At 62.4% G+C, this 25,186-nt stretch carries 23 protein-coding genes and 1 pseudogene; 7 read left to right on the top strand and 17 right to left on the bottom strand.

Translation table 11 applies throughout. The features are described from left to right. The first annotated feature begins 108 nt into the window (after positions 1-108). On the top strand, positions 109-1,269 hold the full coding sequence (locus AC56LW_RS12015) for an MFS transporter (protein WP_499488475.1): 1,161 nt from the start codon (positions 109-111) through the stop codon (positions 1,267-1,269). A gap of 100 nt (positions 1,270-1,369) precedes the next feature. Here the strand turns inward: AC56LW_RS12015 and AC56LW_RS12010 are convergent, their stop codons facing one another. Together AC56LW_RS12010 and AC56LW_RS12005 are read right to left on the bottom strand one after the other, a co-directional pair. Continuing rightward, positions 1,370-2,194, bottom strand: coding sequence for an AraC family transcriptional regulator (locus tag AC56LW_RS12010; protein WP_332531337.1), 825 nt, complete (start codon positions 2,192-2,194; stop codon positions 1,370-1,372). Between the two features lie 228 nt (positions 2,195-2,422). Further along, positions 2,423-2,605, bottom strand: a complete 183-nt coding sequence (locus tag AC56LW_RS12005; RefSeq protein ID WP_499634538.1) for a hypothetical protein — start codon at positions 2,603-2,605, stop codon at positions 2,423-2,425. 29 nt (positions 2,606-2,634) lie between these two features. Between AC56LW_RS12005 and nudC the strand changes: the two genes are divergently transcribed. Then, positions 2,635-3,456: an NAD(+) diphosphatase gene (gene nudC, locus AC56LW_RS12000; RefSeq protein ID WP_499634536.1), complete on the top strand. Its 822-nt coding sequence runs from the start codon at positions 2,635-2,637 to the stop codon at positions 3,454-3,456. A 14-nt stretch (positions 3,457-3,470) separates the two neighbouring features. Here the strand turns inward: nudC and AC56LW_RS11995 are convergent, their stop codons facing one another. Then, positions 3,471-4,331 (bottom strand): hypothetical protein, encoded by an 861-nt coding sequence (locus AC56LW_RS11995; protein WP_499634534.1) that lies wholly within the window; start codon positions 4,329-4,331, stop codon positions 3,471-3,473. Positions 4,332-4,473: 142 nt separating this feature from the next. On the opposite strand from AC56LW_RS11995, the gene folE reads away from it, so the two are divergent. Both folE and AC56LW_RS11985 read left to right on the top strand, forming a co-directional pair. Continuing rightward, a complete protein-coding gene (gene folE, locus AC56LW_RS11990; protein ID WP_258838037.1) occupies positions 4,474-5,040 on the top strand; it encodes a GTP cyclohydrolase I FolE in 567 nt (188 codons plus the stop codon). Positions 5,041-5,127: 87 nt separating this feature from the next. Then, positions 5,128-5,403: pseudogene (locus AC56LW_RS11985) on the top strand (transposase); the annotation flags it as partial. Positions 5,404-5,454: 51 nt separating this feature from the next. Here AC56LW_RS11985 and AC56LW_RS11980 read toward each other — a convergent pair. The 8 genes from AC56LW_RS11980 to AC56LW_RS11945 all read right to left on the bottom strand — a co-directional run bounded on the left by AC56LW_RS11980 (position 5,455) and on the right by AC56LW_RS11945 (position 12,728). Then, positions 5,455-5,871: a hypothetical protein gene (locus AC56LW_RS11980; RefSeq protein ID WP_499634531.1), complete on the bottom strand. Its 417-nt coding sequence runs from the start codon at positions 5,869-5,871 to the stop codon at positions 5,455-5,457. 50 nt (positions 5,872-5,921) lie between these two features. Further along, positions 5,922-6,581 (bottom strand): HAD hydrolase-like protein, encoded by a 660-nt coding sequence (locus AC56LW_RS11975; protein WP_499634528.1) that lies wholly within the window; start codon positions 6,579-6,581, stop codon positions 5,922-5,924. Between the two features lie 75 nt (positions 6,582-6,656). Continuing rightward, positions 6,657-7,571, bottom strand: coding sequence for an AraC family transcriptional regulator (locus AC56LW_RS11970; protein WP_332531342.1), 915 nt, complete (start codon positions 7,569-7,571; stop codon positions 6,657-6,659). A gap of 113 nt (positions 7,572-7,684) precedes the next feature. Beyond that, on the bottom strand, positions 7,685-8,212 hold the full coding sequence (locus AC56LW_RS11965; RefSeq protein ID WP_499634525.1) for a pilus assembly PilX family protein: 528 nt from the start codon (positions 8,210-8,212) through the stop codon (positions 7,685-7,687). Continuing rightward, positions 8,209-9,078, bottom strand: coding sequence for a prepilin-type N-terminal cleavage/methylation domain-containing protein (locus tag AC56LW_RS11960; RefSeq protein WP_499634522.1), 870 nt, complete (start codon positions 9,076-9,078; stop codon positions 8,209-8,211). Before AC56LW_RS11960 ends, AC56LW_RS11965 begins: the two co-directional genes overlap by 4 nt. Before the next feature lie 8 nt (positions 9,079-9,086). Beyond that, positions 9,087-9,530 carry a type IV pilus modification PilV family protein gene (locus tag AC56LW_RS11955; protein WP_332531345.1) on the bottom strand — a complete coding sequence of 148 codons (444 nt, stop codon included), beginning with the start codon at positions 9,528-9,530 and terminating at the stop codon, positions 9,087-9,089. After that, complete coding sequence (locus AC56LW_RS11950) at positions 9,520-9,993, bottom strand: pilus assembly FimT family protein (protein ID WP_332531346.1); 474 nt, start codon at positions 9,991-9,993, stop codon at positions 9,520-9,522. The genes AC56LW_RS11955 and AC56LW_RS11950 overlap by 11 nt, the downstream gene beginning before the upstream one ends. Next, entirely contained in the window at positions 9,990-12,728 is a 2,739-nt protein-coding gene (locus tag AC56LW_RS11945) for a DUF6701 domain-containing protein (protein WP_499634517.1), read from the bottom strand. The genes AC56LW_RS11950 and AC56LW_RS11945 overlap by 4 nt, the downstream gene beginning before the upstream one ends. Before the next feature lie 189 nt (positions 12,729-12,917). On the opposite strand from AC56LW_RS11945, the gene AC56LW_RS11940 reads away from it, so the two are divergent. After that, positions 12,918-14,555, top strand: a complete 1,638-nt coding sequence (locus AC56LW_RS11940) for an ATP-binding domain-containing protein (protein ID WP_499634514.1) — start codon at positions 12,918-12,920, stop codon at positions 14,553-14,555. Positions 14,556-14,588: 33 nt separating this feature from the next. On the opposite strand, the gene leuA is transcribed toward AC56LW_RS11940, so the two are convergent. Then, on the bottom strand, positions 14,589-16,271 hold the full coding sequence (leuA, locus tag AC56LW_RS11935; protein ID WP_499635281.1) for a 2-isopropylmalate synthase: 1,683 nt from the start codon (positions 16,269-16,271) through the stop codon (positions 14,589-14,591). Between the two features lie 548 nt (positions 16,272-16,819). Between leuA and AC56LW_RS11930 the strand changes: the two genes are divergently transcribed. Next, a complete protein-coding gene (locus AC56LW_RS11930; RefSeq protein ID WP_499634511.1) occupies positions 16,820-17,926 on the top strand; it encodes an NHL repeat-containing protein in 1,107 nt (368 codons plus the stop codon). Between the two features lie 26 nt (positions 17,927-17,952). After that, the gene (locus AC56LW_RS11925) at positions 17,953-18,318 is read left to right on the top strand and encodes a hypothetical protein (protein WP_499634508.1); all 366 of its coding nucleotides are present in this window, start codon (positions 17,953-17,955) and stop codon (positions 18,316-18,318) included. On the opposite strand, the gene AC56LW_RS11920 is transcribed toward AC56LW_RS11925, so the two are convergent. The 5 genes from AC56LW_RS11920 to dnaA form a co-directional block, all read right to left on the bottom strand. Then, entirely contained in the window at positions 18,273-19,022 is a 750-nt protein-coding gene (locus AC56LW_RS11920) for an HNH endonuclease (RefSeq protein ID WP_499634506.1), read from the bottom strand. The two genes, AC56LW_RS11925 and AC56LW_RS11920, sit on opposite strands and share 46 nt — an antisense overlap. Before the next feature lie 143 nt (positions 19,023-19,165). Next, the gene (locus AC56LW_RS11915) at positions 19,166-19,603 is read right to left on the bottom strand and encodes a hypothetical protein (RefSeq protein WP_332531352.1); all 438 of its coding nucleotides are present in this window, start codon (positions 19,601-19,603) and stop codon (positions 19,166-19,168) included. A gap of 243 nt (positions 19,604-19,846) precedes the next feature. After that, positions 19,847-22,351, bottom strand: a complete 2,505-nt coding sequence (gene gyrB, locus AC56LW_RS11910; RefSeq protein WP_499634503.1) for a DNA topoisomerase (ATP-hydrolyzing) subunit B — start codon at positions 22,349-22,351, stop codon at positions 19,847-19,849. A gap of 92 nt (positions 22,352-22,443) precedes the next feature. Next, the gene (gene dnaN, locus AC56LW_RS11905; protein WP_183555233.1) at positions 22,444-23,550 is read right to left on the bottom strand and encodes a DNA polymerase III subunit beta; all 1,107 of its coding nucleotides are present in this window, start codon (positions 23,548-23,550) and stop codon (positions 22,444-22,446) included. Between the two features lie 96 nt (positions 23,551-23,646). Further along, the gene (dnaA, locus tag AC56LW_RS11900; RefSeq protein WP_183555234.1) at positions 23,647-25,074 is read right to left on the bottom strand and encodes a chromosomal replication initiator protein DnaA; all 1,428 of its coding nucleotides are present in this window, start codon (positions 25,072-25,074) and stop codon (positions 23,647-23,649) included. Positions 25,075-25,186 lie beyond the last annotated feature (112 nt).

The following is a 25,186-nucleotide window of genomic DNA, read 5'->3' as shown; positions in this document are numbered from 1 at the left end:
TTGCGGTCCATCAGATGCCTGAAGTAAATATTTCACGCGCGGCTGGCTTCTGAAGAGCACTTTGGCAATCCTTTGACACCTCAATAAATTTAACATTTCACCGCTTTCATGCACACCTCTGTTTCTGCGCCGCGCCGTTCGTCGTTTGTCCTTGTACAAGCCCAGCAATATTCCCTGCCACTCGTCTTCGCATTGTTCGGCCTGATCATGGGATCGTGGGCTGGCCGTATCCCTGCGCTGGCCGCCGGCGTCAATGTGTCGCATGCAGCACTGTCGATGGTGCTGGTGTGCGGCGGCCTGGGCGCCGTGCTGTCGTATCCGGTGTCGTCGTTCATGATGGGCCGATTCGGCGCCCGCAAGACCATTCTGCTCGCCGGTCTGGCGCTGCTGAGCGTGCTGGTGTCGATCGGCATGGCGCCGACCGTGCCGCGCCTGATGATGTCGGTGCTGATGTTGGGCGTGACCGCCAGCATCTTCGATGTGGCAATGAATTCGGCGGCAGCGCGCCGCGAAAAAGTCAGCGGCAAGTCCGAAATGTCGCGCCTGCATGGCTTGTGCTGCGCCGGTGGCCTGGTCGGCGCCACGCTGGGCAGCCTGATGGCCAGCCTCAAGATTGCACCGGCAACGCACTTCCTGATGCTGGCTGGTCCATTGGCCGTCGTGTTGTGGATGGCCTACAGCGTGCTGGAAGCGGATGAAGTCGGCGTCCAGGTCGAGAAGAAATCGTTTGCATTGCCACGCGGTCCGCTGGTGCTGCTGGGCTTGCTGGGCTTCTTCGGTTCGATGGCTGAAGGCAGCATCGCTGACTGGAGCGGCATGTTCCTCAAAGAACACTTCGGTGCATCCGATGGTCTGGCGCCGCTGTCGCTGTCCGCCTTCTCGGTGATGATGCTGATCTCGCGCATGTTCGGCGACAAACTGAAAGAACGCCATGGCGCCAAGCGCCTGGTGAGCACCGGCGCCATGATCGCAGCGGCCGGCCTGTTCTTCGCAGTGCTGGCCCCGAATGCCTATGTGGCGCTGATCGGTTTCGCTGTTGCCGGTGTTGGCCTGGCGCTGGTGTTCCCGTTCGTGTTCAGCGCGGCCGGCGCGCAAGGCCCGGCAGCCCTGGCCGCGGTGGCCAGCATGGCGTACAGCGGCAGCCTGATGGGCCCGCCAGCCATCGGCGCCGTCGCGCACTTCATCGGCATGCAGGCAGCCATTGCCTACATCGGCGGCCTGTCGATCGTGATCGCGATGGTGGCGTGCCGTACCCGCATGCTGAAGTGAGTTGAGTGCGCTGCGGCCTGGATGGCCGCATGCCTGACCTAAAAATACAAACGACAACGCAGACGGCGCCGCAAGGCCCGTCTGCGTTGTCGTTTCTAAATCAGCCGGCGGCTTGCTTGAGCCACTCGCGCGGTGAGGCGCCCATCATGGTCGTGAAGGCGCGCGTGAACGTGGACGGGCTGGTATAGCCGGCGCGGCTGCTGACCTGCTTGACCGGCATGCCCTGGCGCAGCAGGCGGCTGCCGACGCCGATGCGCCAGCGCGTCAGGTATTCGCCCGGCGGCATGCCCATCACGTCGCGAAAGCGTTCGGTGAATGCGGCGCGCGACATGCAGGCCACCTTGGCCAGCGATTGCAGGCTCCACGGCTCATGCGGGCGCTCGTGGATGGCTGTGAGTGCCAGCGACAACTGACGGTCCGACAGGCCGGCCAGCAGGCCCAGCGACAGGCGCCCGCTGTCGAATTCGCGCCGGATCACCTGGATCAGCAACACGTCGCACAGGCGATCCAGGATCACTTCGCGGCCCGGCTCGGCCTGGCTGGCTTCGCTGAACAGAAGGTCGAGCGTCGAGCGCAGTCCGGCAATTTCGCTCAGCGGCATGACGAGGCAATTGGGCAGCACGCGCGACAGCGGATTGCTCATCTCGTCCTGGAACTGGATATGGGCGCACAGCAGGTTGGCCGTGTGACCGGGATGCACCTGCAGACGGTGGCTGGCGCCGCGTGGGTAAAACAGCAGCGTCGGTTCGGTGACGGTGATGACCTCGCCATCGTCATGGATGAAATCGACCGGCCCTTCGCGCACCACGTGCAGCTGACCGGAGACACCGTTTTCGGTGAATTGATTGGCGTCGCAAAACGCGCCGTTATAGAAAATACGGGCGTTGAATGAATGGCGACCGACCAGCGATGACAGTTTGTCCATGACAGTACGATTTAGATAGATAGCCACCTATTCTGGACGAAAAGCGATATTTCTGTGTGGAAATTGGTGACATTTCAGCGCGAATACAACGCTTTCTGGATACCAGCGCCCAACTATTTTCCCTAATAAATTAATGACTTACGGAATAGTCAAGCCGTCAGATATCGGTACGCGGGTAGGCAAATTGCAACATAACCTGACTAGACAACTTGCACGGCGATTTCATTATCAATATCGGTTCAAGAGCAGTTCAATACATTTGCCCGTCGCATGCAGGCAACGCCGGTTCCACGCTTTCGTCAGCGTGAAAGGCGCGTCCTGAAAGGCGCGCTTGCCGGCGGCTACCACATTGGCGCCGTCGGCAAGCGGCGGGGGCCACACCGAATCCCGAACCGTGAAAGGCAGTATCATTTCACGATCTCATTGACCACCCATCGACCATGCTGCATACGCCTGCTTCCTTCACGCCACTGTTTGCGCCGCATCCCGATCCGGCGCCGCTGAACTTCCTGTTCCACAAGGGCCAATTGCTGGTGCGTGAAGACGGGCCCGCGCTGCCCGACGTCGCCGTGCTTGAACAGGTCGGCGCGGTGCGCGAACACCTGCAGCCACTTGGCTTGCTCGATGGCCGGTATTGCCAGACCGGCTGGCTCGATGCCGAACCCGCGCTACCGGCAGGCTATGCCTGGCGTGGCCTGCGCGCACTGTTTGGCGTGATGGATGAGTCGCTGGTCGGCCTCGCCGGGCGCGCCGCCCAAGTCGCGGAATGGGCGCGTACCCACCGTTTCTGCGGCGTGTGCGGCAGCGGCACGGTGCTGGCCAATGGCGAGCGCTGCTTCAAGTGTCCGCAGTGCGGGCACATGGCCTATCCGCGCATCTCGCCGGCCATGATGGTGTTGATCCGCAAGGGCGATCAGGTACTGCTGGCCAAACACGTGCTGCATGCCACGCAGCGCTTCGTGCCGCTGGCGGGCTTCCTGGAAGCGGGCGAGTCGATCGAAGAATGCATCATGCGCGAAGTGTTCGAAGAAGTAGGGCTGCGCGTGCACAATCCACGCTATTTCGCCAGCCAGTCGTGGCCGTTCCCGCACTCGCTGATGCTGGCCTTCACGGCCGATTATCTCGACGGCGAGATCCGCGTGGACCCGGCCGAAATCGCCGAGGCGCGCTGGTTCGGCCCGGATGACGCGTGGCCGGAGCGGATACCGCAGATGTCGATCTCGAGCGTACTGATCGACGCGCACCGGCCACCCGGCACGTAATACCTGACGTGGCGCTACGGCGCTGCCGGACCGGCGTGGTGCGCCATGGTTTGCCCGACCTGTACCCGGGCCGGCTTGGCGCCCGTGCTGCGCAGGTTGATCGCGCGTTGCAGGATGTCGAACCAGAACGGCGCGCCGAACAGCGTCGTGCTGGCAGTGATCAGCCAGCCGGCGACCTGCAGCACAAACGCGGCGTCGAGCACCGGCGGAAAGCTGGCCCAGCCGATCGGCAGTGTCGCCAGATCGCTCACCAGATTCGCGTCGAGCGCGGCAGGCACGGCGCCGATGCCGGCAGCCAGGGCCGGATGCCGCCACAGTGTCTGGAACAGATGGATACTGTCGATGTTGAGCAGGATTGCCAGCAGCAGCGCCAGCAGGAACGACACCAGCAACTGGCGCCGTTTATAAGCGCCTGACAGGCGCGCCATGGTGCTGTCAAACCAGCCGCCGAGCGCCGCCTGAAAGCGCTGCACGTCGCCGCCCGTTTGCACGTACAGCGTGTTCAGCACGCGCCGCAATTGCGGATCGGGCACGGCGGCGATGGCGCTGTCGAGCGCTATGCCGCCCCCGCTGATGGCGTCGATCAGGGCAATCGCGAAGTTGGCCGGTTCGATGTAGGATGGGCCGGGATGCGGCGGTGCGTGCGGGTCGGTAAGGTCGTCATGCGCACTGATCAAAAGATGTGCGTAGACCGCGCGCGCAGTGCCGGTGAACTGCGGGTCGCGCAGCATGCGCTGGATGCCGGCGCGCAGCATGCCGGCGCGCAGGCTGAACGCGGCTGACAACGCCTCTTGCAAGGTAGTGACCGTCAGTGCCAGGGAGCCGTAGCAGAATGCCATGCCGATGACGACTTCCATGACCGTGCTGCCGAACATGACGCTCTCCCTGAATCATGACAGTGCTCAACGTTATGAGATATGTCGCATGCAGGGGATGATTTAGCGCAAGAATAAGGCCACCCGACCGGGGCCAGACGTTTTCTATATACTGGCGGCAATCGTTATTTTAGGGTGCACCATGTCTGACAAAGAAGCTTTCACCGAACACGACTGGCGTCGTCTATTGAAAACGCTGGGCGAAAATCCGGACCGTCCCGGCCTGATCGAAACGCCTGCGCGCGTGACCAAGGCCTGGAAGCACTGGACTTCGGGTTACGACCAGAATCCGGTGGAAGTGCTCAAGGCGTTTGAAGACGGCGCCGAGGAATACAACGAGCTGATCGTCGTGCGTGGCATTCCGGTCTACAGCCATTGCGAGCACCACCTGGCGCCGTTCTTTGGCAAAGCCACCGTTGGGTACCTGCCGAACGGCAAAATCGTCGGCCTGTCGAAGCTGACCCGCCTGGTCGATATCTTTTCCAAGCGCCTGCAGGTGCAGGAACGCATGACGATGCAGATCGCCAATGCGCTGATGGAAGTGCTGGAACCGAAAGCAGTGGGCGTGGTCATCAAGTGCCGCCACCTGTGCATGGAAAGCCGTGGCATCCGCGCCATTGGCGAAGAAACCATTACCTCGACCCTGCTGGGCGAGCTGCAGCCGAACCTGGCACTGCGAACCGAGTTCCTGGCGCTAGCGCGGGACTAGCGAGGTTCAATTATTTTGGGTAGACTGTAAATACAGCTAGGGAACCTGTTCCAGATCCGGGCCTCCAAGCTGTTTTGGAGGTCACCCATGGACCGAGCTGTCTACCCCAGCGATATACCCCGCGAACACTTCGAGGTCGTGCGCGCCATGCTTGAAGCGGCGCGCCGCAAGACGCGCCCGCGCAAGCACGATTTGTACGACGTGTTTTGCGCCGTGTTGTATTTTTTGCACACGGGCGCCACCTGGCGCGCGATGCCACCCGATTTTCCACCGTGGCGCACGGTACACGAGTATTTCACGCAGTGGACCATGCAACGCGAAAACGGCCAGTCGCTGCTCGAAAGCGTGCTCGAGAAATCGGGTCGTGACGTCGAGCTCACCCGATTGCGCGCACTGACGCAGCGCTACTGAACCTTATTCGCTGGCTGCTTCCGGCTTTTCGAAGTTCAGCTTGTTATCGCTGTTTAGCGTAAACATGCCCAGCGGCAGGCCGGTGACGGCATCGGGGTCGGGTGCCTTCAGTTCACTACAGGTCGTGGTGTCGATCTGCCATGCCTGGTCGTCTGCGCGCAGCGTATAAACGTTGTTGCCGTTGCCGAACAGCTCAACCTGCAAGTCGGCCAGCCACACCGAGCCCAGCTCATACTGGCGCTGGCAATCCGGCAGGCGCGACATGACGACGCGCAGCGTGCCTTCTTTCGTCCAGAAATTGTCCTTTTCCACCTTCAGCGTGATTGCATGATCGGTATTCAGGTCGATCACGTATGTCGACGTCTCGATGAAGCAGCCGCTCAGCAGCAGCGGAGCCAGGAAGATGAGTGGAAGGCGCATGAAAGGTCCGTTGTTCATTGATGCAGTTGCTGCCGAGTATAGCAACTGGCCTATGCGTCCGGGCAATTCCGTGGCGGGCACGCCTGGCCTGCGAGCGACAGCAGATCCGCCGGCGTCCCGAACTCGCGCTCCGGCGCCACCCGGCGCAGCGCTTCCATCGACGCATAGCCCCAGCCGACCGCCCCGAACGCGATCCCGGCCCGGCGAGCGGCGTCGCCATCGGTCGTCTGGTCGCCGACATACAACGCCTGGATCGCCGGCACCGTGGCACGGCGCACGACCTTGCGGATGCGCGCCGCCTTGCCGAAGATCGACATGCCGCATTCATACTGCCCCACCAGGCTTGCCAGTTCCGGCCCCAGCACGTCGCGCACATTGTCTTCGGCATTGGACGAGACCACCGCCAGCCGCACGCCATTACGGTCGAGCTCGCGCAGCGTGTGGGCGATGCCGTCGAACAGTGCGATGCGGCCGGTGGCGCCGCGCATGCGGTCGATGAACGAGCGCGAGGCAATCGGCAGCTTCCAGGCCGGCATCCCGACATGGCGCATGATGTCGCGCGGGCCGTAGTGGCGCAGCTGCTCGGCCTGCGCCGCGTCGACGCGCCGAAAACCGTGCTGATCGGCGATCTCGTTGAACACGCTCATGAAGAAAGGCCACGAGTCGGCCAGCGTGCCGTCGAAGTCGAAGATCGCCAGGCGATAGCTCATGCGCGGGTCAGTGGAGTCGAAGTCATGCGACGATTATAGAGACCGCCGCGCCGGCACGTCGCCGGCACGCCCCTGTCAGCGCATCGCCTGCAGGCCGCCCGCCTGGAGCGACTGGCGCAGCCGCGTCGCATCGCGCCCTGGCGACAGGCCGAAGAAGCGCGCGTATTCGCGCGAAAACTGCGAGCTGCTTTCGTAGCCCACCGCATGGCCTGCGCGCGCCGCGTCGATCGACCCGGCCAGCATCAGCCGCCGCGCTTCTTGCAGGCGTAGCTGCTTCTGGTACTGCAGCGGACTCATCGAGGTCACGGTCTTGAAGTGCTCGTGCAGCGTCGACGAACTCATGCCCACCTCGCCAGCCAGGCGCTCGACGCTCAGTGGCCGGTTGTAATGATCCTTGATCCAGCAGATGGCCCGCGTGACCTGCGCGATGCGGCCATCGCCGCGCGCGCAATGGCGCACGGTGTCGGCATGCTCGCCGGTGAGCAGGCGATAATGAAATTCCTTCAGCAGCAGCGGCGCGAGCACCGCGATGTCGTGGGGCGCATCGAGCAGGCGCACGAGGCGGTTGGCGACCTCGAGCAGCGCGGGCGTGGTCTCGCTCAGGAACAGCCCGCGCGCAGGGGGCGTGCCGCGGGCGGCCGGCCGGGCTGGCAGTTCGAGGTCGAGCGCGGCGAGCAACTGCGCGTCGAGATCGACCCGCAGGCACAGATAGGGTTCATCCTCGGTCGCCAGCGTCACGCAGCCGGTCACCGGCAAATCGACCGACACTACCAGGAACTTGGCCGTATCGTACCGGTAGTCAGTGCCGCCCAGCGAGACCAGCTTGGCGCCCTGCGCGATGATGCACACCGCCGGCGTGTGCACGACACGCAGCGGTTCGGTGGTCTGGCCGCTGCGGATCAGCCACACGCCGGGGATCGGGCTCCGGTGCATGCCGTCGCCGGGGGCGTGCTGCGCAATCTGGGTGGCGAGGTCGCGGATCGCTTGCATGGGCAGTTTCTCGGGTCGGTGAACAACATGCCATTAGACCACCGGCGCGGCGTGCGATGGTCCGGGAAGATTGCACGATCCTCCGGCAAGGCCTCCGCTTCCGACGATAACACTCACACGCAAGGCGCGCCGTTGGTCAGCAGGCAGATGGTGGCCACTTGCGCGCGCTCGACGTAATCGGCCCGTGGCACGCTGCCGGGGTCCGGGCAGGTTGTGGCAGTGCCATTGCAGGCCACGGCCTCGATCCGGTAGATGCGTTTGACAACCGGCGACGAGTTACCGCTGTCATCGATCGCTTCGCCCTCGTTATAGGCGCGGAACGAACAGCTGACACTGACCAGAAATCCGGACTCGGCACGGAAGTCATTGAGATGGTTGACCGTTCCCGCTGGCGCTGCATTGCTGGTCGACAGAGGGGCCTGGGAGCAGCGCTGCGCCGGGTTGTTGAAAACCCATTCAAGGCCACCGCGCGCCGCCAGGCTGGCACGCGAAGCCAGCAAGGCCTGGTTGACGGTGCTCTGCTGCGTATCGGTCAGGCGCAACAGCACGACCGCAATGCCGGCAATCACCACCAGGAAGATCACGGCAGCAATATAGGCGAAGCCCGACTGGCGCCGGGGAAGGATGGGGGAGCGGCTCATGGCAGGTTGTCGACGTGGGTGCCGATCGTGAGCGGGACCGATTCACCGCGCTCGGTCAGCGTGAGCTGGAGCTGTACGAAGCCGCTGTCCTGGGTCGCGCCCTGGTTGGTGTAGACGACGAAGCTGCAGGCCGACACCCGGGTGGCCACGATGGCCGGTGTGCCGGCCGGCGCATTGCACGTCGTTGCGCCAGACGTGGTACGGGAAAACCGTGTCAGGAAGCCTGTGCCGTTGCCGGTTGCTTTGTCGACGCCCTGCGTACAGACGTAAGTAACGACGCGCTCGTTTCCTGGCACGACCAGGAAGCGGCCGCCATCGTACCCTTGGGGAATCTGGATCGGCGCGTTCAGCATGATGCGGCTGATGCCGGCCTGCGCATTCGGCGATGGCCCGGCCAGCGCGCTGACCGTACCGACATTTGAGTCGTTATACACATCGTCCGGACTGCGGTTGCCGATCACGATCGCATCGCCTGGCGTCGGCATCGCATTGAGCGGCGTGAGCACATCGAACGCGGTACCGGTTTCGGCATCGTTGATATGGGCGTCGTCGGGATTGACCGTGTCAGGGCCCATTCGATAACGGCCGCCATCGCGGGTCGGCACCAGGTCCAGGCATTGCGGATTATTCAGGCGCAGCGAATTGGGCACGGCGGCGCGCACCTCGGTGGTGATCCTGCGCAGCGCGGTGTCAGCCTGACTCGTCAGGCCTGCGCGCTGGCTGATCAAGAGGTAACTCTGAATCGCCGGGGCCAGCTGCATCGTGAGCACGCCGCCGATGATGCCGATCAGGACGATGACCAGGATCAGCTCGACCAGCGAGAAGCCGCCATCGCGCTGCACGCCCCGGCGCATGGAATGGCGCATGGAAAGGCTCATGGACGCGTCCTCCAGCCGACCAGACGCAGATCCTGGGCGCCAGGCGCGCGCACGATGACCTGAACGCGCATGGCGTCGGCAGCGGCCACGCCGGTGATGCCCTGCTGGTTGACCTGCACCTGCACGGTATAGCGGCCCAGGCCCGGGACAGCGCCGCCGTTGACATTGCTGACGGCGACAGGCCCGTAGCCGTTGTAGTCCATGAGGTCATTGAAAAACAGGCGGCCCGCCTGATTCGGCTGGGCGACGAACGGCTTTTGCATGACCTCTTCCATCATCGATTCGGCGATCGCCAGCATTTGCTGGGTAACCAAGGGATCGGTCGAGGCGATATTGGCGCGGTTGTAGGCAGCCACGAGTCCTGCCAGGGCGGTGCCCACGATCACGATTGCGACGATCAGTTCGATCAGCGTGGTGCCTGCCATGCGCTTAATGGACATAGCCAGTGCCTCCGTCGAGCGTGATGGTGCGCCGGATGGCGTCAGCACCCTTGATGGCGATGTCGACCCTGCCCAGGCGTACGCCGTTGCCGTCATCGATGGTGCCGTCGGGCCGGAACAGCAGCAGCGTGGGCGCGCCGCTCATGACGATGCCTGCTTCCTTGCTGTCGTACAGACCATCGGTGATGCCCTGCAGCTGCACGTTGCCGCAGAGTCCGTTGCCGACGGCGGTACGCACGCGCAGCGTCAGCGTGGTTGCCGTCGTGGTCACGCATACCGTGCGGCGCCGCGCGACCGCGCTTTTCTGGGCCATGCGCAGTCCACTGGCCACCTGGTCGCCAAACAGGGCCGCGCCGGTCGCGCTGTCTCCCATCAGGCGCGGGACAGCGAAGGCTGCCAGCACGCCGATCAGCACCATCACCGTGATCAGTTCAACCATCGTGAAACCCTGCTGGCGGCTCAATTGAACACCTGGCGCACATGGATGATGCGACGCTCTTCGGCCGACTGCTCGCCAAAGGTCGCGCGCGCCGATGGATCGGCGCAGCCCGTGGGCAGGCGCAGCCAGGCCAGCCGGGCGCCGGTGTTCGTGGGATACACGGCCTTGTTGCACGGCAGGGGCTGCGTGTCATTGCCCAGATTGATCGCCAGGTCGATCCAGCCGGGCCGGTCACCCGTCAGATCGACTTGCCCGCGGCCGCTGGCCAGTACCACGGCACTCTTGACGGCGCCAATTGTCGGCGCCACGCCGCCCGTCACTTTGGGCCGGGCCGCTTGCACGAACGCGCTGGCCGGAATCACGGTGAAGTCATCCTTCTGATTGAACAGCCAGCTTTTGCCGGTCCAGTAATAGGCTTCAATGCGCATCGGCAGTGGCGTGTTGGTGCGACCGAATGCATTGGCGATACGCAGGCGGCCACTATGGACTGCAGGCCGGGCTTTTTCATAAGTACCTTTGCCATCGCCCGATGTCACCACGCCCCCGCTGTTGCTGGCCCTGAGCAAAATGCTGGCAGCGATCGGCGCCGCGGTTGTCGGCCCATAGGCCGGCCTGGCCTGGGCGAGCCCGGCCTTGAAGGCGCTCGCCGGCACGGTGAAGTCCTTCAGTTCGGCACTGGTGTCCTTGATTGCAGCATAGTCGGCCGGATTGAGCGCAGTCAGCGTCACCGTTTCGCTCAGGCCCAGGTCGCCCGAATAGTTCGTGGTCATGGCGCCTTGCGCATTCATCGCCGCCACCTCGACAGGGATGGGCTCGCCGGCATAATAGAACGTGCGTGTCGTGCTTGCAGTCGGATAATCGACCTTGAAATACTTGGGGATGAAGGGGCCGACGGTCGGCGTGCATGTCGCTGACTTGCCACTGGTGCTCAACACTTCTACCTTGCTACCCAAAAAATCGCTCAACGTCGCTTTCAGGTCCAGCATGCCGACGTCGCCCCACGCCAGGGTCGCCACACCGACGCCGCTATTGAATTCCATTCTGGCGCCGGTGAACAGGTTCGCGCTTCCCTTGCCCACGCAGGACACCGCAATGTCGGTGAGGGTGGCGCCAGCTGCCAGGGTGCTGCGGTTGAAACTTGGCGTGGTGGCGCCGGCCTCATTGACTGCCGTGACGGTGACCTGGAAATTGTCGCCCGCGCGAATGGGTGAGGAAGGCAATGGTGAAAAGATGAATTTGTTGGGCACAACGGTTACCGTGGTGTCGCCCTGGGCGTCGTCGAACGACGCCAGAAGCTTGAGCGTGCCTACATCCTGGTAGGCCAGCGTCAGCACTGCCTTGCCGTAGTCATCGAAATAGCTGCTGACGGCTTGCGCCGCACCGTTGGAACACACCAGTGTGGCGGCGCGTTTGGTCGTGGTATCGGTCAGCAGCAAACCCTTGGTGTCGACACTGGTCGTGACATGCTGGCAGGCGTACGCGATATCCTTGCTGGTTTTCTTGAAGGCCGCCACGCACTGGCCCGTGGCAGGGTCGGGCGCGAGTGCCGTGACGATTGCGCCTGCGCTAAGACCGGCCTTGTGGTGGTTCGCATCGATCCGGAAGCTCACGCCGCTGGCGAACGTCATCGCGCAGCTGGTGGTCTTGCTCGTGCTGTTGTAGCAGGTGGTGGCCGGTTTGGCGCCACTTTGCGTCAGTTGCAGGGTGTCCGCGCCGGCCGTGTTGCGCGACACCTGCGCCAGCGTGGTGCCGGAGCTGTCGATGGTGGCCGCCACTGCACCCGGCGACAACGTGATTTGTGCGCCGCCCTTGTACAAGGCGCTGCAAGACTCGTTGGCGCAGGCCGTCACGGTCACGCTTTCCGGCGCGCAGGTGCGGCCGCTGCCGTCATGGGTGATCTGAAAATGGTGCAAGGGGGCCGTCGCCGGCTTGGCCGACTCACAGGTCGGGCCTTCGGGGGTGTTGACCGGATAGCCGCTCTGGTTGTTCACGCAGTCGCACTGGCCAGGGCTCGTGCCCGATTTGCAGATGATTTTCTTGGCTACGCGGCCGTGCCAGTCCAGCTTTGCAAAGTCGACCGCTGCGTTGCCCGTGATGAGCGCTTCCGAGGCTTGCAGCGTCATCTGACCGGTGTCGACGTTGCCGTCGATCGTGCTGCCCGAGCCCAGGAACAGGCTCGTGGACGCCTTGACGTCGCCCGTAATCCTCACTGGTGTACCGATGGAGACCGTGGTGCCGGTGACGGGGCCAGTGATCGTCGTGTTCGATCCGATGGTGACTGGCCCGGTGGACAACAGCGTGCCGGTGATCTGCAAGGTCGACCCGCTGCCCAGCACCAGCGACGCGGCGCTGATGTCGGCCTTGAAGGTCTGCACCTGGTTGCCAGCGGTGAAGGTTTTGGCTGAGCTGAACGAACCACCGGACACATTCAGGTTGGAGGGCGGAAGATCGGCAATGCTCAGATTGCCCGTACTGGTCAGGCGCGCGGTGCCTGACATCGTCAGGCCCTGGTTGTAGCCGAACGTGAAATCGGACCGCACGCTGACGGTGTAGCCCGTCTCGATGACGATCTTGTCGTCTGCTGCGATACCTGCACTGCTGGGGCAGGTGTACACCTTGCCCGACAGCGAGCAGCCCGGTACCGCCGCGCCGCCGAAGCGGTACGTCGCGCCGGCCTGGGCGGCGCCGGCCGCGAGCAGCAGGCCGATCAGGACCAGCGCCGTGCGCAGGATCAGCGAGAACGGGAAAGTGAAATACACAAAGAAACCTGCACGAAACGGGATGAACGAAAGTGTGCACTGGATTGCCGTACGGCCACAATAGATTTTTCACTCAGGCAACCATTCGACAGCTTTCCACACGCCCAGTGCGTGCTATGGACAACGGTGTGTGACTATCATGCAAACAGTCTTACAATAGTTTCCACCTTATTAACGTTAGCGGACACCATGGCCCATATCCAACCAAGCGGCTGGCGCGAACTGTCCGTCACGGGCGCCGCCGCCCGCGAAATCGAGACGCTCGCCTACCTGGAGCAGCGCCTGGCCGACACCCCCTACGTGATCTACCACGGCGTGCACTGGACGAATGTCGAGCAGGGTTATTCGGTGTATGGCGACGTCGACTTCATCGTGCTCGCGCCGAATGGCCGCATGGTGGTCATCGAGCAGGTCGCCGGCTTTTTGAACGAGACGCCGGACGGCCTGGTCAAAAGCTACCAGGGCAAGCCGCGCAAGGTCCGCACGCAGATCCTGGCCACGATCGAGGGCCTGGCCAAGCGTTTCCAGGGGACGCTGTCGATCGACTATCTGCTGTACTGCCCCGATTACATCGTGCGCGACCAGCCGCTGGCCGGCATCGATGCCGACCACATCATCGACGCGTCGAACAAACCCAAGCTGGCGCGCGTGATCCGCGAGGCGCTGCCCATCACCGAGCGCACCGACGACTTCGACAAGGTCACGCGCTTCCTGGGGGACACGCTGAACTTGCGGCCCGATCCAAGCGCCATGATCGGCAATGCCGAGGCGATGGTCACCAGACTCTCGGGCGGCCTGGCCACCTGGGCGCGGCGGCTCGATTTCTCGCCATTCCGGCTGCACGTGATCGGCACCGCCGGCAGCGGCAAGACCCAGCTGGCGCTGGCCGAATACAGCGCCGCCATCGATGCTGGCCTGCGCCCGCTGTACGTCTGCTTCAACCGGCCGCTGGCCGACCACATCGAACGACTGGTGCCGGCCGGCGGCCGGGTGGCGACCTTCCACATGCTGTCGGACGCCTGGCTGCGCGCGCAGGACATCACGCCCGATTACGCGGCGGCGGATGTGTGGGAAAAGATCGAAGCGTCGATGGCCGACGCCACGTTGCCCGAAACCTGGCAATTCGACGTCGTCATCGTCGATGAAGGGCAGGATTTTTCAGTGGCGTGGCGCGATATCGTGCTGCGCATGCTGAAAGAGGGCGGGCGCGCGATCTGGATGGAAGACCCGGACCAGAACCTGTACGGCCGCGGGATGGTGCCGCTGCCGGGCTGGGTGACGCTGCATTCGCATGTCAACTATCGCAGCCCGCGCCAGATCGTCGACATGCTCACGTCGATCGGCGCATCGCACCAGCCGGTGGAGGCGGGCAGCCCGTTCAAGGGCGCCGACATCGAAGAGCTGACCTATCCCGAAGGCGACGTCGAAGCGATGCTGGCGCAGACGCGGCGCGCCGTGACGTCGTGCCTGGCAGCCGGCTTCGGGCGCCAGGACATCGCGATCTGCGCGTTTCGCGGCCGCGAAAAGTCGGCGATTTTGCAGCTCGATCGGTTGAGCGACGCGCACTCGCTGCGTTCGTTCACGGGGGCGTATGACTTGTTCGGCACGCCGGTGTTCCGCGAAGGCGGGTTGTTGGCCGAATCGGTGTACCGCTTCAAGGGGCAGTCAGCGCCGGCGCTGATTTTTACGGAGATCGATTTCGAAGAGCTCGATGAGCAGACGCTGCGCAAGCTGTTCGTGGGGATGACGCGCGCGCGGCTCAAGCTCGTGCTGGTGATGAGCGAGCGCGCGTCGTTGCAGATTGTGGATCGGATGAGCGGGCGGTGACATGGACGGGATTGCCCCGTCCACGCGATGTCGTTATGCCGCCAGAGCGTCCGAATTCGGCTCCGCACTCACCACATGGCGGTTCACTGCCGACAGCACCGACTTGAACGACGCCGTCACGATATTGCTGTCGATGCCGACACCGAACAACGTCGGGCCATTGCCCACCCGCAGCTCGACATAGCACGCTGCACGGGCATCGGCGCCCGAGCCGATCGCATGCTCGTGGTAATCCATCAGGCGAATCTCGAGGCCCAGCGCCGTGACGAACGCATCGATCGGGCCGTTGCCGCGGCCAGAGAACACCTGCGGCGCATGGTGGCGCGCCACGTCGACTTCGAGCTGCACGTCATGCGCGCTGTCTTCGGTCATGCGGTGCGCGATGTAGTGATACGGCTCCTGCTGGTCCAGGTACTCGCGCGCAAACAGCGCGTGCAAGTCGGCCGGGTTGATTTCGCGGCCGCTCTCGTCAGCCTGGCGTTGCACGACGCGCGAGAACTCGATCTGCAAACGACGCGGCAGTTGCAGGCCGTATTCCTGCTCGAGCAGATACGCCATGCCGCCCTTGCCCGACTGGCTGTTGACGCGGATGACCGCATCGTAGCTGCGCCCCAGGTCGGCCGGATCGATCGGCAGGTAGGGCACTTCCCAGATCGCGTCGGCCTGCTGCTTCGCAAAGCCCTTCTTGATCGCATCCTGGTGCGAACCCGAGAACGCCGTGAACACCAGATCGCCCGCATACGGATGGCGCGGGTGCACCGGCAACTGGTTGCAATCCTCGACCAGCTGGCGCACGGCGTCGATGTCCGAGAAGTCCAGGCCCGGGTGCACGCCCTGCGTGTACAGGTTCATCGCCAGCGTGACGAGGTCGACGTTACCGGTGCGCTCGCCGTTACCGAACAGGCAGCCCTCGACGCGGTCCGCGCCGGCCATCACGGCCAGTTCAGCGGCGGCGACGGCGGTGCCGCGGTCGTTGTGCGGGTGGACGCTGATGACGAGCGACTCGCGGTTGTTCAGGTTGCGGCACATCCACTCGATCTGGTCAGCGTAGACGTTCGGCGTGGCCGCTTCGACGGTCGACGGCAGGTTGACGATCATCTTGTTCTGCGGCGTCGGCTGCCAGACGGCGCTGACCGCATCGGTGATCTGCTTCGAGAAGTCCAGCTCGGTCGTCGAGAACGATTCCGGCGAATACTCGAGGCCCCACTGGGTCTGCGGATGCTGGGACGTCAGGTCCTTGATCAGCTGCGTACCCTTGACGGCGATCTGCACGATCTCGTCACGCTCCATATTGAAGACCACACGGCGGAACACCGGGGCGACCGAGTTGTAGACGTGGACGATCGCGCGCTTGGCGCCAACAGCCGATTCGACGGTGCGGCGAATCAGCTCATCGCGCGACTGGGTCAGCACGATGATCGTGACGTCGTCCGGGATATGCTTGTCGTCGACCAGCATGCGCACGAAATCGAAGTCGGTCTGCGAGGCGGACGGGAAGCCCACCTCGATCTCCTTGATGCCGATCTTGACCAGCATCTTGAAGAAGCGCAGCTTCTTCTCCGGGCTCATCGGCTCGATCAATGCCTGGTTACCGTCGCGCAGGTCGGTGCTCATCCAGATCGGCGGTGTGGTGATGGTGCGGCTTGGCCACTGGCGGTCTGCCAGGTCGATGGCAGGGAAGGGACGGTACTTGGCGGCGGGATTGGTCAACATGATCGGGTGCTCCTGATTGGTTTGGTCACTGGGCGGCGCGGATGCGCCTGAGGGTGGCGGAGGCTGCCGGACGGGCCACGAAACGCGAGGCCCGGCAACCGGTCGGTAGGTTTAGCGCTGCAAATGGGACGCAAGCGCTCGCCGCCAGGATGGACCCGGTGAGGAAAAACGATGAAGCGAAAATTGGCGTGGTAGACATCTGCGACTTTCCTGCTGCGGTGGGGACCGGCGTGTGCCGGGCGTACGGCCGAACGATCAGGCGCGTAGTAGCAGTGCAGCTAGCGATAGCGCGCCAGCGGCTGGGAGAGTGTTCGACAGATGCAGGGTGAAAGACATAATTTCGACTTTAAGGAACTCGGCGCCGTATGTCAAGCGGACAATAGGCGCGTGTGGAAAAGAAAGTACGGGAATTCGGGCGAGTTCTCTGCCGCAGTTTGAGTGGATCATACGGCTTTGGGGCTGTCGTTTATGCAGTTGCCATGGAAGAGAGCACCTGCTCCCAGGATGGCGCGTGATAGCATCGACGGGGATACTTTCTGGAGATTTTGCCAATGCGCCGCACTGTTAACGATGTGTCCCGTTCGCGCCTGAATCTGCCTGGCGCCCTTGGTTTGATGGCGCTGCTGGCCGGTTGCGGCGACGGCATCCCGAAAGACAAGGACAAGGACGATGACAAGCCGCCACCAGCACCAACGGCGGCGCTGTCGGTGTTCGCGGGCGATCCGACTGCCGACGGGACGATGGACGGCACCGGCACGGCGGCGCGCTTCAACAATCCGCACGGGCTGGCGATCGACAGCAGTGGCAACGTGTATGTGGCAGATCGCGGCAACTACGTCATCCGCAAGATCACGCCGGACGGTGTGGTGACAACGCTGGCCGGCGGCGCAGGGCAGAGCCGGCTGACCAATGGCGCCGCCGCCAATGCGCGCTTCGTCAATCCGGTCGCGTTGACGGTCGGGAGCGGTGGCACGGTGTATGTGGCGGATGATGTAAATATCCGCAGCATCACAACGGGTGGTCAGGTCGCGACGGTGACCCCGATCCCGGTTGGCAGCAACGTCGCGACAGCGAGCCGGCCTGACGTCACGCCAGGTGGGATCGCCGTCGATGCTAACAACAATCTCTACATCACCAACAACTACGGCACGCGCCGCTTCGCCATCGGTGCGGGCGGGACGGGGATTCTGGAAGGACAGAACACGGTGGGCGACCTGTTCGGAACGCGCACGCTGGCACCGCGCGGGGTGGCGGTCGATAGCAGCAATGTCGTGTACTTGTTCGACCTCGAGCGCGAGATCAGTCGCTGGAATCCGACTGCCAATTTTGGGTCGGACAATCTGTTCACGATCGCTGGTGCACCGAACGTTCGCGGCGCGGTGAACGGCACCGGCAACGCGGCGCGCTTCGAGCAGGTCGTGGCACTGACGGTTGATCCGCAGGGCAACCTGTATGCGGCTGATGCAGTGAATAACCTGGTGCGCAAGATTACGCCGGCGGGTGTGGTGACGACAGTGGCGGGGACGGCGCGGGCGACGACGTTGCGGGTTGGTGATTTGCCAGGCAGCTTGGGCGATGTTCGCGGCATCGTTACGGACGGTAAAGGGCTGCTGTATGTGACGTCGGGGAATGTGGTGGTCAAGATTCGGCTGCGGTAAGCGGCGCGTCAGCGATAGGAAGATTGATGAAGACGTTTGTCCTCGTTCCTGTTCTTCTTCTGTTCTCCTGCTCGTCCATTTTCGCAGCGGAAAAACTGCCAAACGACGTCCGACAGTTTATTGCCCAACGCGACGCGTGCGATCATTTTCGCGGCGAGCTACCCGATCCTGAAGAGGCGGAGCGGATGCGAGAAGTCACTGGCCAGATCGAGAAACGCTGTCGCGGCACCGATCGGCGACTGCGCTTGCTCAAAAAGAAATATGGCAGCGATGCCAACGTGAAAAAGCGGCTTAACGTCTACGACGAACAGATCGAGCCGCGAGACAATCAGCGTTGGCTGGAACGTCAATCCAACTCGGGCACCTCGACGACCAGCCGGGAAATTTTCTGATATAAGGCGAGCTTGAATTCGTCGCGATCAATCGATGAATGGCATCGTCGATGGCAATTCGGACAGAGGGCGGCCGCATTTGCTGTAGTGTCGGAACCGTGGCTCGACAGTGGCATGACGTGATGGACTTCGAGGTAGGGCAGGCCGTCGCTGCCCATGAATGGTGCGGGAGCATCACAACCTTCGCAGCGACCGTTTGCGACTTGCAGCACCCATGCTTTCACCGCCGGGTCTCGCACGTAAGAGGTTGCAATCGTCGACACCATGGCTGGTTGAAAGCTGCCGAGCGGACGCGTAGCAAGCGTTTGCTGCCGTAATGCCGTCACGTTCCTGGCCAATCTTGCCGGATCGGCTGTTGCAACGAACGGCTCAAGAAATTCGATGCCGCTCGTATGCAGCAGCGTGATCATCTTTTCCTTGACGGTGGTGCCAATGTTTTTCGCGGGTAGGTAGCCCACGATCCAGGGCATTTTCAGCTCGTACAGCGCCGCCGATATATTCTGCATGCGGAACTCAATGGAGCCCTTGGTCCGCGTCGCAAGTGGACCGGCCCTTAAATCACGGTTTATCTGGGCCTTGCTGTATGGCTGGCCATTCAATTCGGCCCGCAGCATGTCGAGGTATGCTTCGATAGCACGCAACAACTCATCGTCCGTCCATGGGCTGTTATTAATAACGGGTGACTCGTGGACGGATTCGGACATGACGGGAAGAACGTAGCGTTCTCCTCAGTCTATCCACTGTTCAATATCCCGGCAACAACATTTGCGAGTTGCCGTCGTGGTCGTTTAAGGCAAACTAGGCAGGATGGCCAGTCAGACGGCCGACCATCCCGGATATTGACAGTTCAAGCCGGCATCATGACAGCCTGACTTCCATATACAACCATCCGGCCGCCGTGCTGGCGCTGCCACGCAGCTGCGGTAGGCTGGTCTGCGAACCAGACATGCTCATGGTCGCCGAACGCGCCGAGGTCGAGCCGGAACCGATCCAGAATCTCGCTCGGGCGACGATCGATATCGCGTTTGCAGGCATCCCAACTCGCATAGCCCAGTTCCGCTGCCAGCGTGCGAAACATATGCTTGAGTTGTAGCTTGGCGCGAGCATGGTAAAGCTCGGTCAGGCGTGGCATGGGAAACGCGCGCGCCGTGTGGACACGGCGGACGATAGGGAGCGCCTTGCTGGGTTGGTCCGAGTGCGCGCTGCGCAACATGCCACGGGCGTGGCGGCGCAAAAAGTCGGTGTTGGTGTCGAGCGGGATTTGTTGCTGAGTTTGGGGGCGCATGCCTGATCCTATTCACATGATGTTGCCGCTCTCGCTACGGTGACTGTGATTGAACAGGTATGACTCCTGAAACGGATTTTCCTGAGCAGGTGCGTTGGCTTTCGCGAGAGCTGGGCCGCCTGCACTGCCCAGCGTCAATACTAGCACGGGTTGCACGGCATATAGCGGTGCCTGGCGCGCATCCAATAGAAAAGGGCCAACCGAATGGTTAGCCCTTTCTGGACGATCGTTCAAGCAAACATCTTAAACGTCAATATTCCCCGCCCTCAACGCATTCGCCTCAATAAAGTTCCGACGTGGCTCCACGTCATCCCCCATCAACGTCGTAAAGATCTGATCCGCCGCGATTGCATCATCGATCTGCACCTTCAGCAGACGACGTACGGTCGGATCCATCGTGGTTTCCCACAGCTGCGATGGGTTCATCTCGCCCAGACCTTTATAACGCTGCTTCGACACGCCGCGTTCAGCTTCTTCACGCAGCCACAGCATCGCTGCGTGGAAGTCGCGCACTGCGAATTCCTTCATGCGCTCGCCTTCGCCGCGGCGCACGATCGCGCCTTCGCCCATCAGGCCCTGGAACGTTGCTGCCGAGTTGGCCAGCACCGCGTAATCGGCGCCTGCCACGAAGTCGGCGTCGATCGACGTCACCTGTACGTTGCCGTGGTAGATGCGTTCGATGCGCAGCGCGTGCTTTTCGGACAGGTCGTCCGAGCGGACTTTAACTTTCACGGCCGGGTCGTTGATCGATTTTTCCATCGCCTGCGCCGATGCTTCGGCGTTCTCGAGCGTGGTCAGGTCCAGTGCCACGCCGCCGCTGAAGATCGCGGTCAGTGCTGCCCGGTCGATCACGCGCGTCAGGCGCATCATGATGGTGTTGGCCAGGTTGTACTGGCGTGCCAGTTCGCCCAGCGCTTCGCCACTGATCGGCTCGGCGCCATCGCGCGGGATGAGCGACGCGGTGTTGAGCGCGAACGTCATCATGTAGCTGGCTTCTTCGATGTCGTCCTTCAGATAGCGTTCGTCGCGGCCGGCCTTGACCTTGTACAGCGGCGGTTGCGCGATGTAGATGTGGCCGCGCTCGACCAGTTGCGGCATCTGGCGGTAGAACAGCGTCAGCAGCAGGGTACGGATGTGGGCGCCGTCGACGTCTGCATCGGTCATGATGATGATGCGGTGGTAGCGCAATTTCTCGACGTTGAATTCGTCCGGGCCGATCGACGTGCCGAGCGTGGCGATCAGGGTCGTGATCTGCTCCGACGACAGCATCTTTTCGAAGCGCGCCTTTTCCACGTTCAGCACCTTGCCGCGCAGCGGCAGAATGGCCTGGAACTTGCGGTCGCGGCCCTGCTTGGCCGAGCCACCTGCCGAGTCACCCTCGACGATGTAGAGTTCGGCCAGCGCCGGGTCGCGTTCCTGGCAGTCTGCCAGTTTCGACGACAGGCCCAGGCCGTCCATGACGCCCTTGCGGCGCGTCAGGTCGCGTGCCTTGCGCGCGGCTTCGCGGGCGCGGGCGGCTTCGACGATCTTGCCGCAGATGATCTTGGCGTCGTTCGGCTTTTCGGCCAGGAAGTCCGTCAGGGTCTTGGCGACGATCTCTTCGACCGGGCCGCGCACTTCGGACGACACCAGCTTATCCTTGGTCTGCGACGAGAATTTTGGTTCCGGCACTTTCACTGATAGCACGCAGGTCAGGCCTTCGCGCATGTCGTCGCCAGAGATTTCGACCTTGGCCTTCTTGGCGAACTCGTGCTCGTCGATGTACTTGTTGATCACGCGCGTCATCGCCGCGCGCAGGCCCGTCAGGTGGCTGCCGCCGTCGCGCTGCGGGATGTTGTTGGTGAAGCACAGCACCTGCTCGTTGAACGCGTCGTTCCACTGCATCGAGACGTCGACCGAGATGTTCGTGTTCTGGTCCGACATGCGCTCGCCGGTCGCCTGGAAGACGGTCGGGTGCAGCACGTTCTTGGTCTTGTTGATGTATTCGACGAAGCCGCGTGTGCCGCCCTCGAATGCATAGATTTCTTCCTTGCCTGAGCGCTGGTCGGTCAGCTTGATGCTCACGCCATTGTTCAGGAACGACAGTTCGCGGATGCGCTTGGACAGGATTTCGTAGTGGAACTCGACGTGGTTGAAGATGGTCTCGTCGGCCCAAAAGTGCACGTCGGTGCCGCGCTTGTCGGTTTCGCCGATGACCTTGATGGGCGAGACTTCGATGCCGTTGACCATCGCCAGTTCGCGGTTTTGCGGCACGCCGCGCACGAATTCCATCTGGTGCACTTTGCCGTCGCGGCGGATCGTCACGCGCAGCAGTTTTGACAGTGCATTCACGCACGACACACCCACGCCGTGCAGGCCGCCGGAAACTTTATACGAGTTCTGGTCGAACTTGCCGCCGGCGTGCAATTCGGTCAGGACGATCTCGGCTGCCGAGCGTTTCGGCTCGTGCTTGTCGTCCATTTTCAGGCCGACCGGGATGCCGCGGCCGTTGTCGGTGATCGAGATCGAATTGTCCGAGTGGATCGTGACGTGGATTTCGGTGCAGTGGCCGGCCAGCGATTCGTCGATCGAGTTGTCCAGCACTTCGAAGACCAGATGGTGCAGGCCGGTGCCGTCGGACGTGTCGCCAATGTACATGCCCGGGCGCTTGCGCACCGCTTCCAGGCCTTCCAGGATCTGGATCGAGGAGGCGCCATAATCATCCACCGGGATGGTGGGGATATTTTCTGCTGGGGTATTCTCGGACATGGACTACTTTCTTTAAAACTGAGTATTTCAGACCGGCACGCGAAGCGTGCGGTACGCTGCATCCGGGCCGCCGGAGCGGCCCGTTCGAGGCATCAAATACGCATCGGCATGACGACATACTTGAAGTCGCCGACCTCGGGAATCGAAATCAGCGCCGACGAGTTCGAGTCGCCCAGGGCGATATTGACCTGGTCGCACTTCAGGTTGTTGAGCACGTCGAGCAGGTAAGTCACGTTGAAGCCGATGTCGATCGAATCGCCACCGTAGTCGATCTCGAGTTCTTCGACCGCTTCTTCCTGGTCGGCATTAGTCGAGCTGATCTTCATGACGCCCGGCTCGATGATGCAGCGCACGCCCTTGAACTTGTCGCTGGTCATGATCGCGGCGCGCTGCAGCGAGCGCAGCAACTCATCGCGGCTGATCGTGAAGTCGTTCTTGTAACCCTTCGGGATCACGCGCGTGTAGTCAGGGAACTTGCCCTCAACCAGTTTCGAGACCAGCTCGATGTCGGCGAAGGTCAGTTTGACTTGCGACGCGGCGATGTCGAGGCGGACGGTTTCATCGCTTTCTTCCAGCAGGCGCTGCAGTTCGATGATGGTCTTGCGCGGGATGATCACTTCCTGGCGCTCGAACTGCTGTTCGGTTTCCACCGAGCAGAAGGCCAGGCGGTGACCGTCGGTCGCCACGGCAATGATGTTGCTGCCGTCGAGCACCAGCAGCAGGCCGTTCAGGTAATAACGGATGTCCTGCTGCGCCATCGAGAAGTACACCATGTTGAACAGGTGCTTGAGCGTCTTTTGCGGCAGCGTGACCGATGCGTTGTAGGTGTCGGCGATCGACACAGTCGGGAACTCTTCGGCCGCAAGCGTCTGCAGCGCGAAGCGCGACTTGCCGCTCTGCACGGCCAGGCGCTTGTTTTGCAGCGTCATCGTGACGTCGCCCGATTCCGGCAGCGCGCGCAGGATGTCGAGCAGTTTGCGCGCCGCAACCGTCGTGCCGGCAACTTCGTCGCCCGCGCCGATATTGGCGTGCGTGGTGATCTGTACTTCGGTGTCGGTCGACAGGAACGACACGTTCTGGCCATCTTTGCGAATGAGGATATTGGCCAGAATCGGCATAGTGTGCCGACGCTCGACAATACCACTCACGATCTGCAGTGGCCGGAGAAGCGTATCTCGGGTGGATTTGACCAGTTGCATTTTATCCTCAGTACGTTTGATTGGTTAATTATTACTAAAACGATATTGTGCCATTGCCTGCGGCAAACACAAGGCATCTGCCCGGCTGCTGCAGGATTACCCTTTCAGGGTCTGTTCCAGCACGTGCAACTCGTGATTGCATTCGGGATTCTTCTGGCGGTCGCCCGCGATCTTGCGCACGGCGTGCAACACGGTCGTGTGGTCGCGTCCGCCGAACAGTTCGCCGATTTCCGGCAAGCTCTTTTGCGTAAGCTCTTTGGCCAGGTACATGGCGATCTGGCGCGGGCGGGCGATGTTGGCCGGCCGGCGCTTCGAGTACATGTCAGCGACCTTGATGTTGAAGAAGTCAGCCACCGTCTTCTGGATGTTTTCCACCGAGATCTGGCGGTTCTGCACCGACAGCAGATCCTTCAGCGCTTCTTTGACGACGTCGATCGTGATGTCCTTGCCGTGGAAGCGCGAGTACGCCAGGATCTTGCGCAATGCGCCTTCGAGTTCGCGCACGTTCGAGCGCAGGTGTTTTGCCACGAAGAAGGCGACGTCGTCCGACAGCGTCACGTCTTCGGACTGCGCTTTCTTGAGCAGAATCGCGACGCGCATTTCCAGCTCCGGCGGCTCGATCGCCACCGTCAGGCCGGAATCGAAACGCGAGATCAGGCGGTCGTCCATGCCCGTGATCTCTTTCGGATAGGTATCCGACGTGATGATGATCTGTTTCTTCGCGGCGATCAGCGCCTCGAATGCATAGAAGAATTCTTCCTGCGTGCGGCTTTTGCCGCCGAAGAACTGAATATCATCGATCAAGAGCATGTCGAGCGAGTGATAGTAGTGCTTGAAATCGTCGAAGCCCTTGCGTTGATAGGCGGTGACGACGTCGCGCACGTACTGCTCGGCGTGGATGTAGCGGATGCGCGCGTTCGGCTGGTCGGCCATGACCTGGTTGCCGATCGCATGGATCAGGTGAGTCTTACCCAGGCCCACGCCGCCGTAGAAGAACAGCGGGTTGTACGACACGCCCGGGTTGTTCGCCACCTGGATTGCGGCGGCGCGCGCCAGCTGGTTGGCCTTACCGGTCACGAAGCTGTCGAAGGTCAGCTCGGTGTTGATGCGGCTTTGCTCGCGTTTCGGCGAGTTGGCGATGTTCAGGTTCTGGTTGTGACTCGGACCGTTGCCGCTATTCGGACTCGGGTGTTCAGCGCCGGGCGCCGGGCGCGGGGCGTTGAAGTCGACGGTCGCGGTGGAGCCGGACGCACCGGCGCTAACCGTATTGCGCGATGGGTGCGTTTTGGGGTCGAGCACAAACTGCACCTCGACCGGCGCTTCCCAGTACTGGGCTGCCAACTCCGTGATGCGGGTGGCAAACTGTGTCTTGACCCAGTCGAGCTTGAAGCGATTCGGTGCGGCCACGCGCAGCTTGCCGTCTTCGTAGTCGAGGGCGACCAGCGGTTTGATCCACGCGCTATATTGCTGTGGCGTGAGCTCGAGCTCTAGCTGCGCGGAACAGGTCTGCCAAAAATTTTCCATTACTTCGCTTGTTGATACGTAACACGCTATTTTACCCGCACCGGACAAAGTTATCCACAGGCGCTACACATATTTTCCACCGAAACGGCCTGTCGGGGTGCCCGGCAGGCGG

Source organism: Telluria sp. LT2P80 (assembly GCF_059685955.1).
The sequence above is the reverse complement of the archived record's forward strand: the minus strand, read 5'-3'. Positions and strand labels throughout refer to the sequence as shown.

Coding starts and splice junctions, on each gene's coding strand:
- AC56LW_RS12015 (WP_499488475.1), top strand. CDS start 109: ATGCACACCTCTGTTTCTGCGCCGCGCCGTTCGTCGTTTGTCCTTGTA.
- AC56LW_RS12010 (WP_332531337.1), bottom strand. CDS start 2,194: ATGGACAAACTGTCATCGCTGGTCGGTCGCCATTCATTCAACGCCCGT.
- AC56LW_RS12005 (WP_499634538.1), bottom strand. CDS start 2,605: ATGATACTGCCTTTCACGGTTCGGGATTCGGTGTGGCCCCCGCCGCTT.
- nudC (WP_499634536.1), top strand. CDS start 2,635: ATGCTGCATACGCCTGCTTCCTTCACGCCACTGTTTGCGCCGCATCCC.
- AC56LW_RS11995 (WP_499634534.1), bottom strand. CDS start 4,331: ATGTTCGGCAGCACGGTCATGGAAGTCGTCATCGGCATGGCATTCTGC.
- folE (WP_258838037.1), top strand. CDS start 4,474: ATGTCTGACAAAGAAGCTTTCACCGAACACGACTGGCGTCGTCTATTG.
- AC56LW_RS11980 (WP_499634531.1), bottom strand. CDS start 5,871: ATGCGCCTTCCACTCATCTTCCTGGCTCCGCTGCTGCTGAGCGGCTGC.
- AC56LW_RS11975 (WP_499634528.1), bottom strand. CDS start 6,581: ATGAGCTATCGCCTGGCGATCTTCGACTTCGACGGCACGCTGGCCGAC.
- AC56LW_RS11970 (WP_332531342.1), bottom strand. CDS start 7,571: ATGCAAGCGATCCGCGACCTCGCCACCCAGATTGCGCAGCACGCCCCC.
- AC56LW_RS11965 (WP_499634525.1), bottom strand. CDS start 8,212: ATGAGCCGCTCCCCCATCCTTCCCCGGCGCCAGTCGGGCTTCGCCTAT.
- AC56LW_RS11960 (WP_499634522.1), bottom strand. CDS start 9,078: ATGCGCCATTCCATGCGCCGGGGCGTGCAGCGCGATGGCGGCTTCTCG.
- AC56LW_RS11955 (WP_332531345.1), bottom strand. CDS start 9,530: ATGTCCATTAAGCGCATGGCAGGCACCACGCTGATCGAACTGATCGTC.
- AC56LW_RS11940 (WP_499634514.1), top strand. CDS start 12,918: ATGGCCCATATCCAACCAAGCGGCTGGCGCGAACTGTCCGTCACGGGC.
- AC56LW_RS11930 (WP_499634511.1), top strand. CDS start 16,820: ATGCGCCGCACTGTTAACGATGTGTCCCGTTCGCGCCTGAATCTGCCT.
- AC56LW_RS11925 (WP_499634508.1), top strand. CDS start 17,953: ATGAAGACGTTTGTCCTCGTTCCTGTTCTTCTTCTGTTCTCCTGCTCG.
- AC56LW_RS11920 (WP_499634506.1), bottom strand. CDS start 19,022: ATGTCCGAATCCGTCCACGAGTCACCCGTTATTAATAACAGCCCATGG.
- AC56LW_RS11915 (WP_332531352.1), bottom strand. CDS start 19,603: ATGCGCCCCCAAACTCAGCAACAAATCCCGCTCGACACCAACACCGAC.
- gyrB (WP_499634503.1), bottom strand. CDS start 22,351: ATGTCCGAGAATACCCCAGCAGAAAATATCCCCACCATCCCGGTGGAT.
- dnaN (WP_183555233.1), bottom strand. CDS start 23,550: ATGCAACTGGTCAAATCCACCCGAGATACGCTTCTCCGGCCACTGCAG.
- dnaA (WP_183555234.1), bottom strand. CDS start 25,074: ATGGAAAATTTTTGGCAGACCTGTTCCGCGCAGCTAGAGCTCGAGCTC.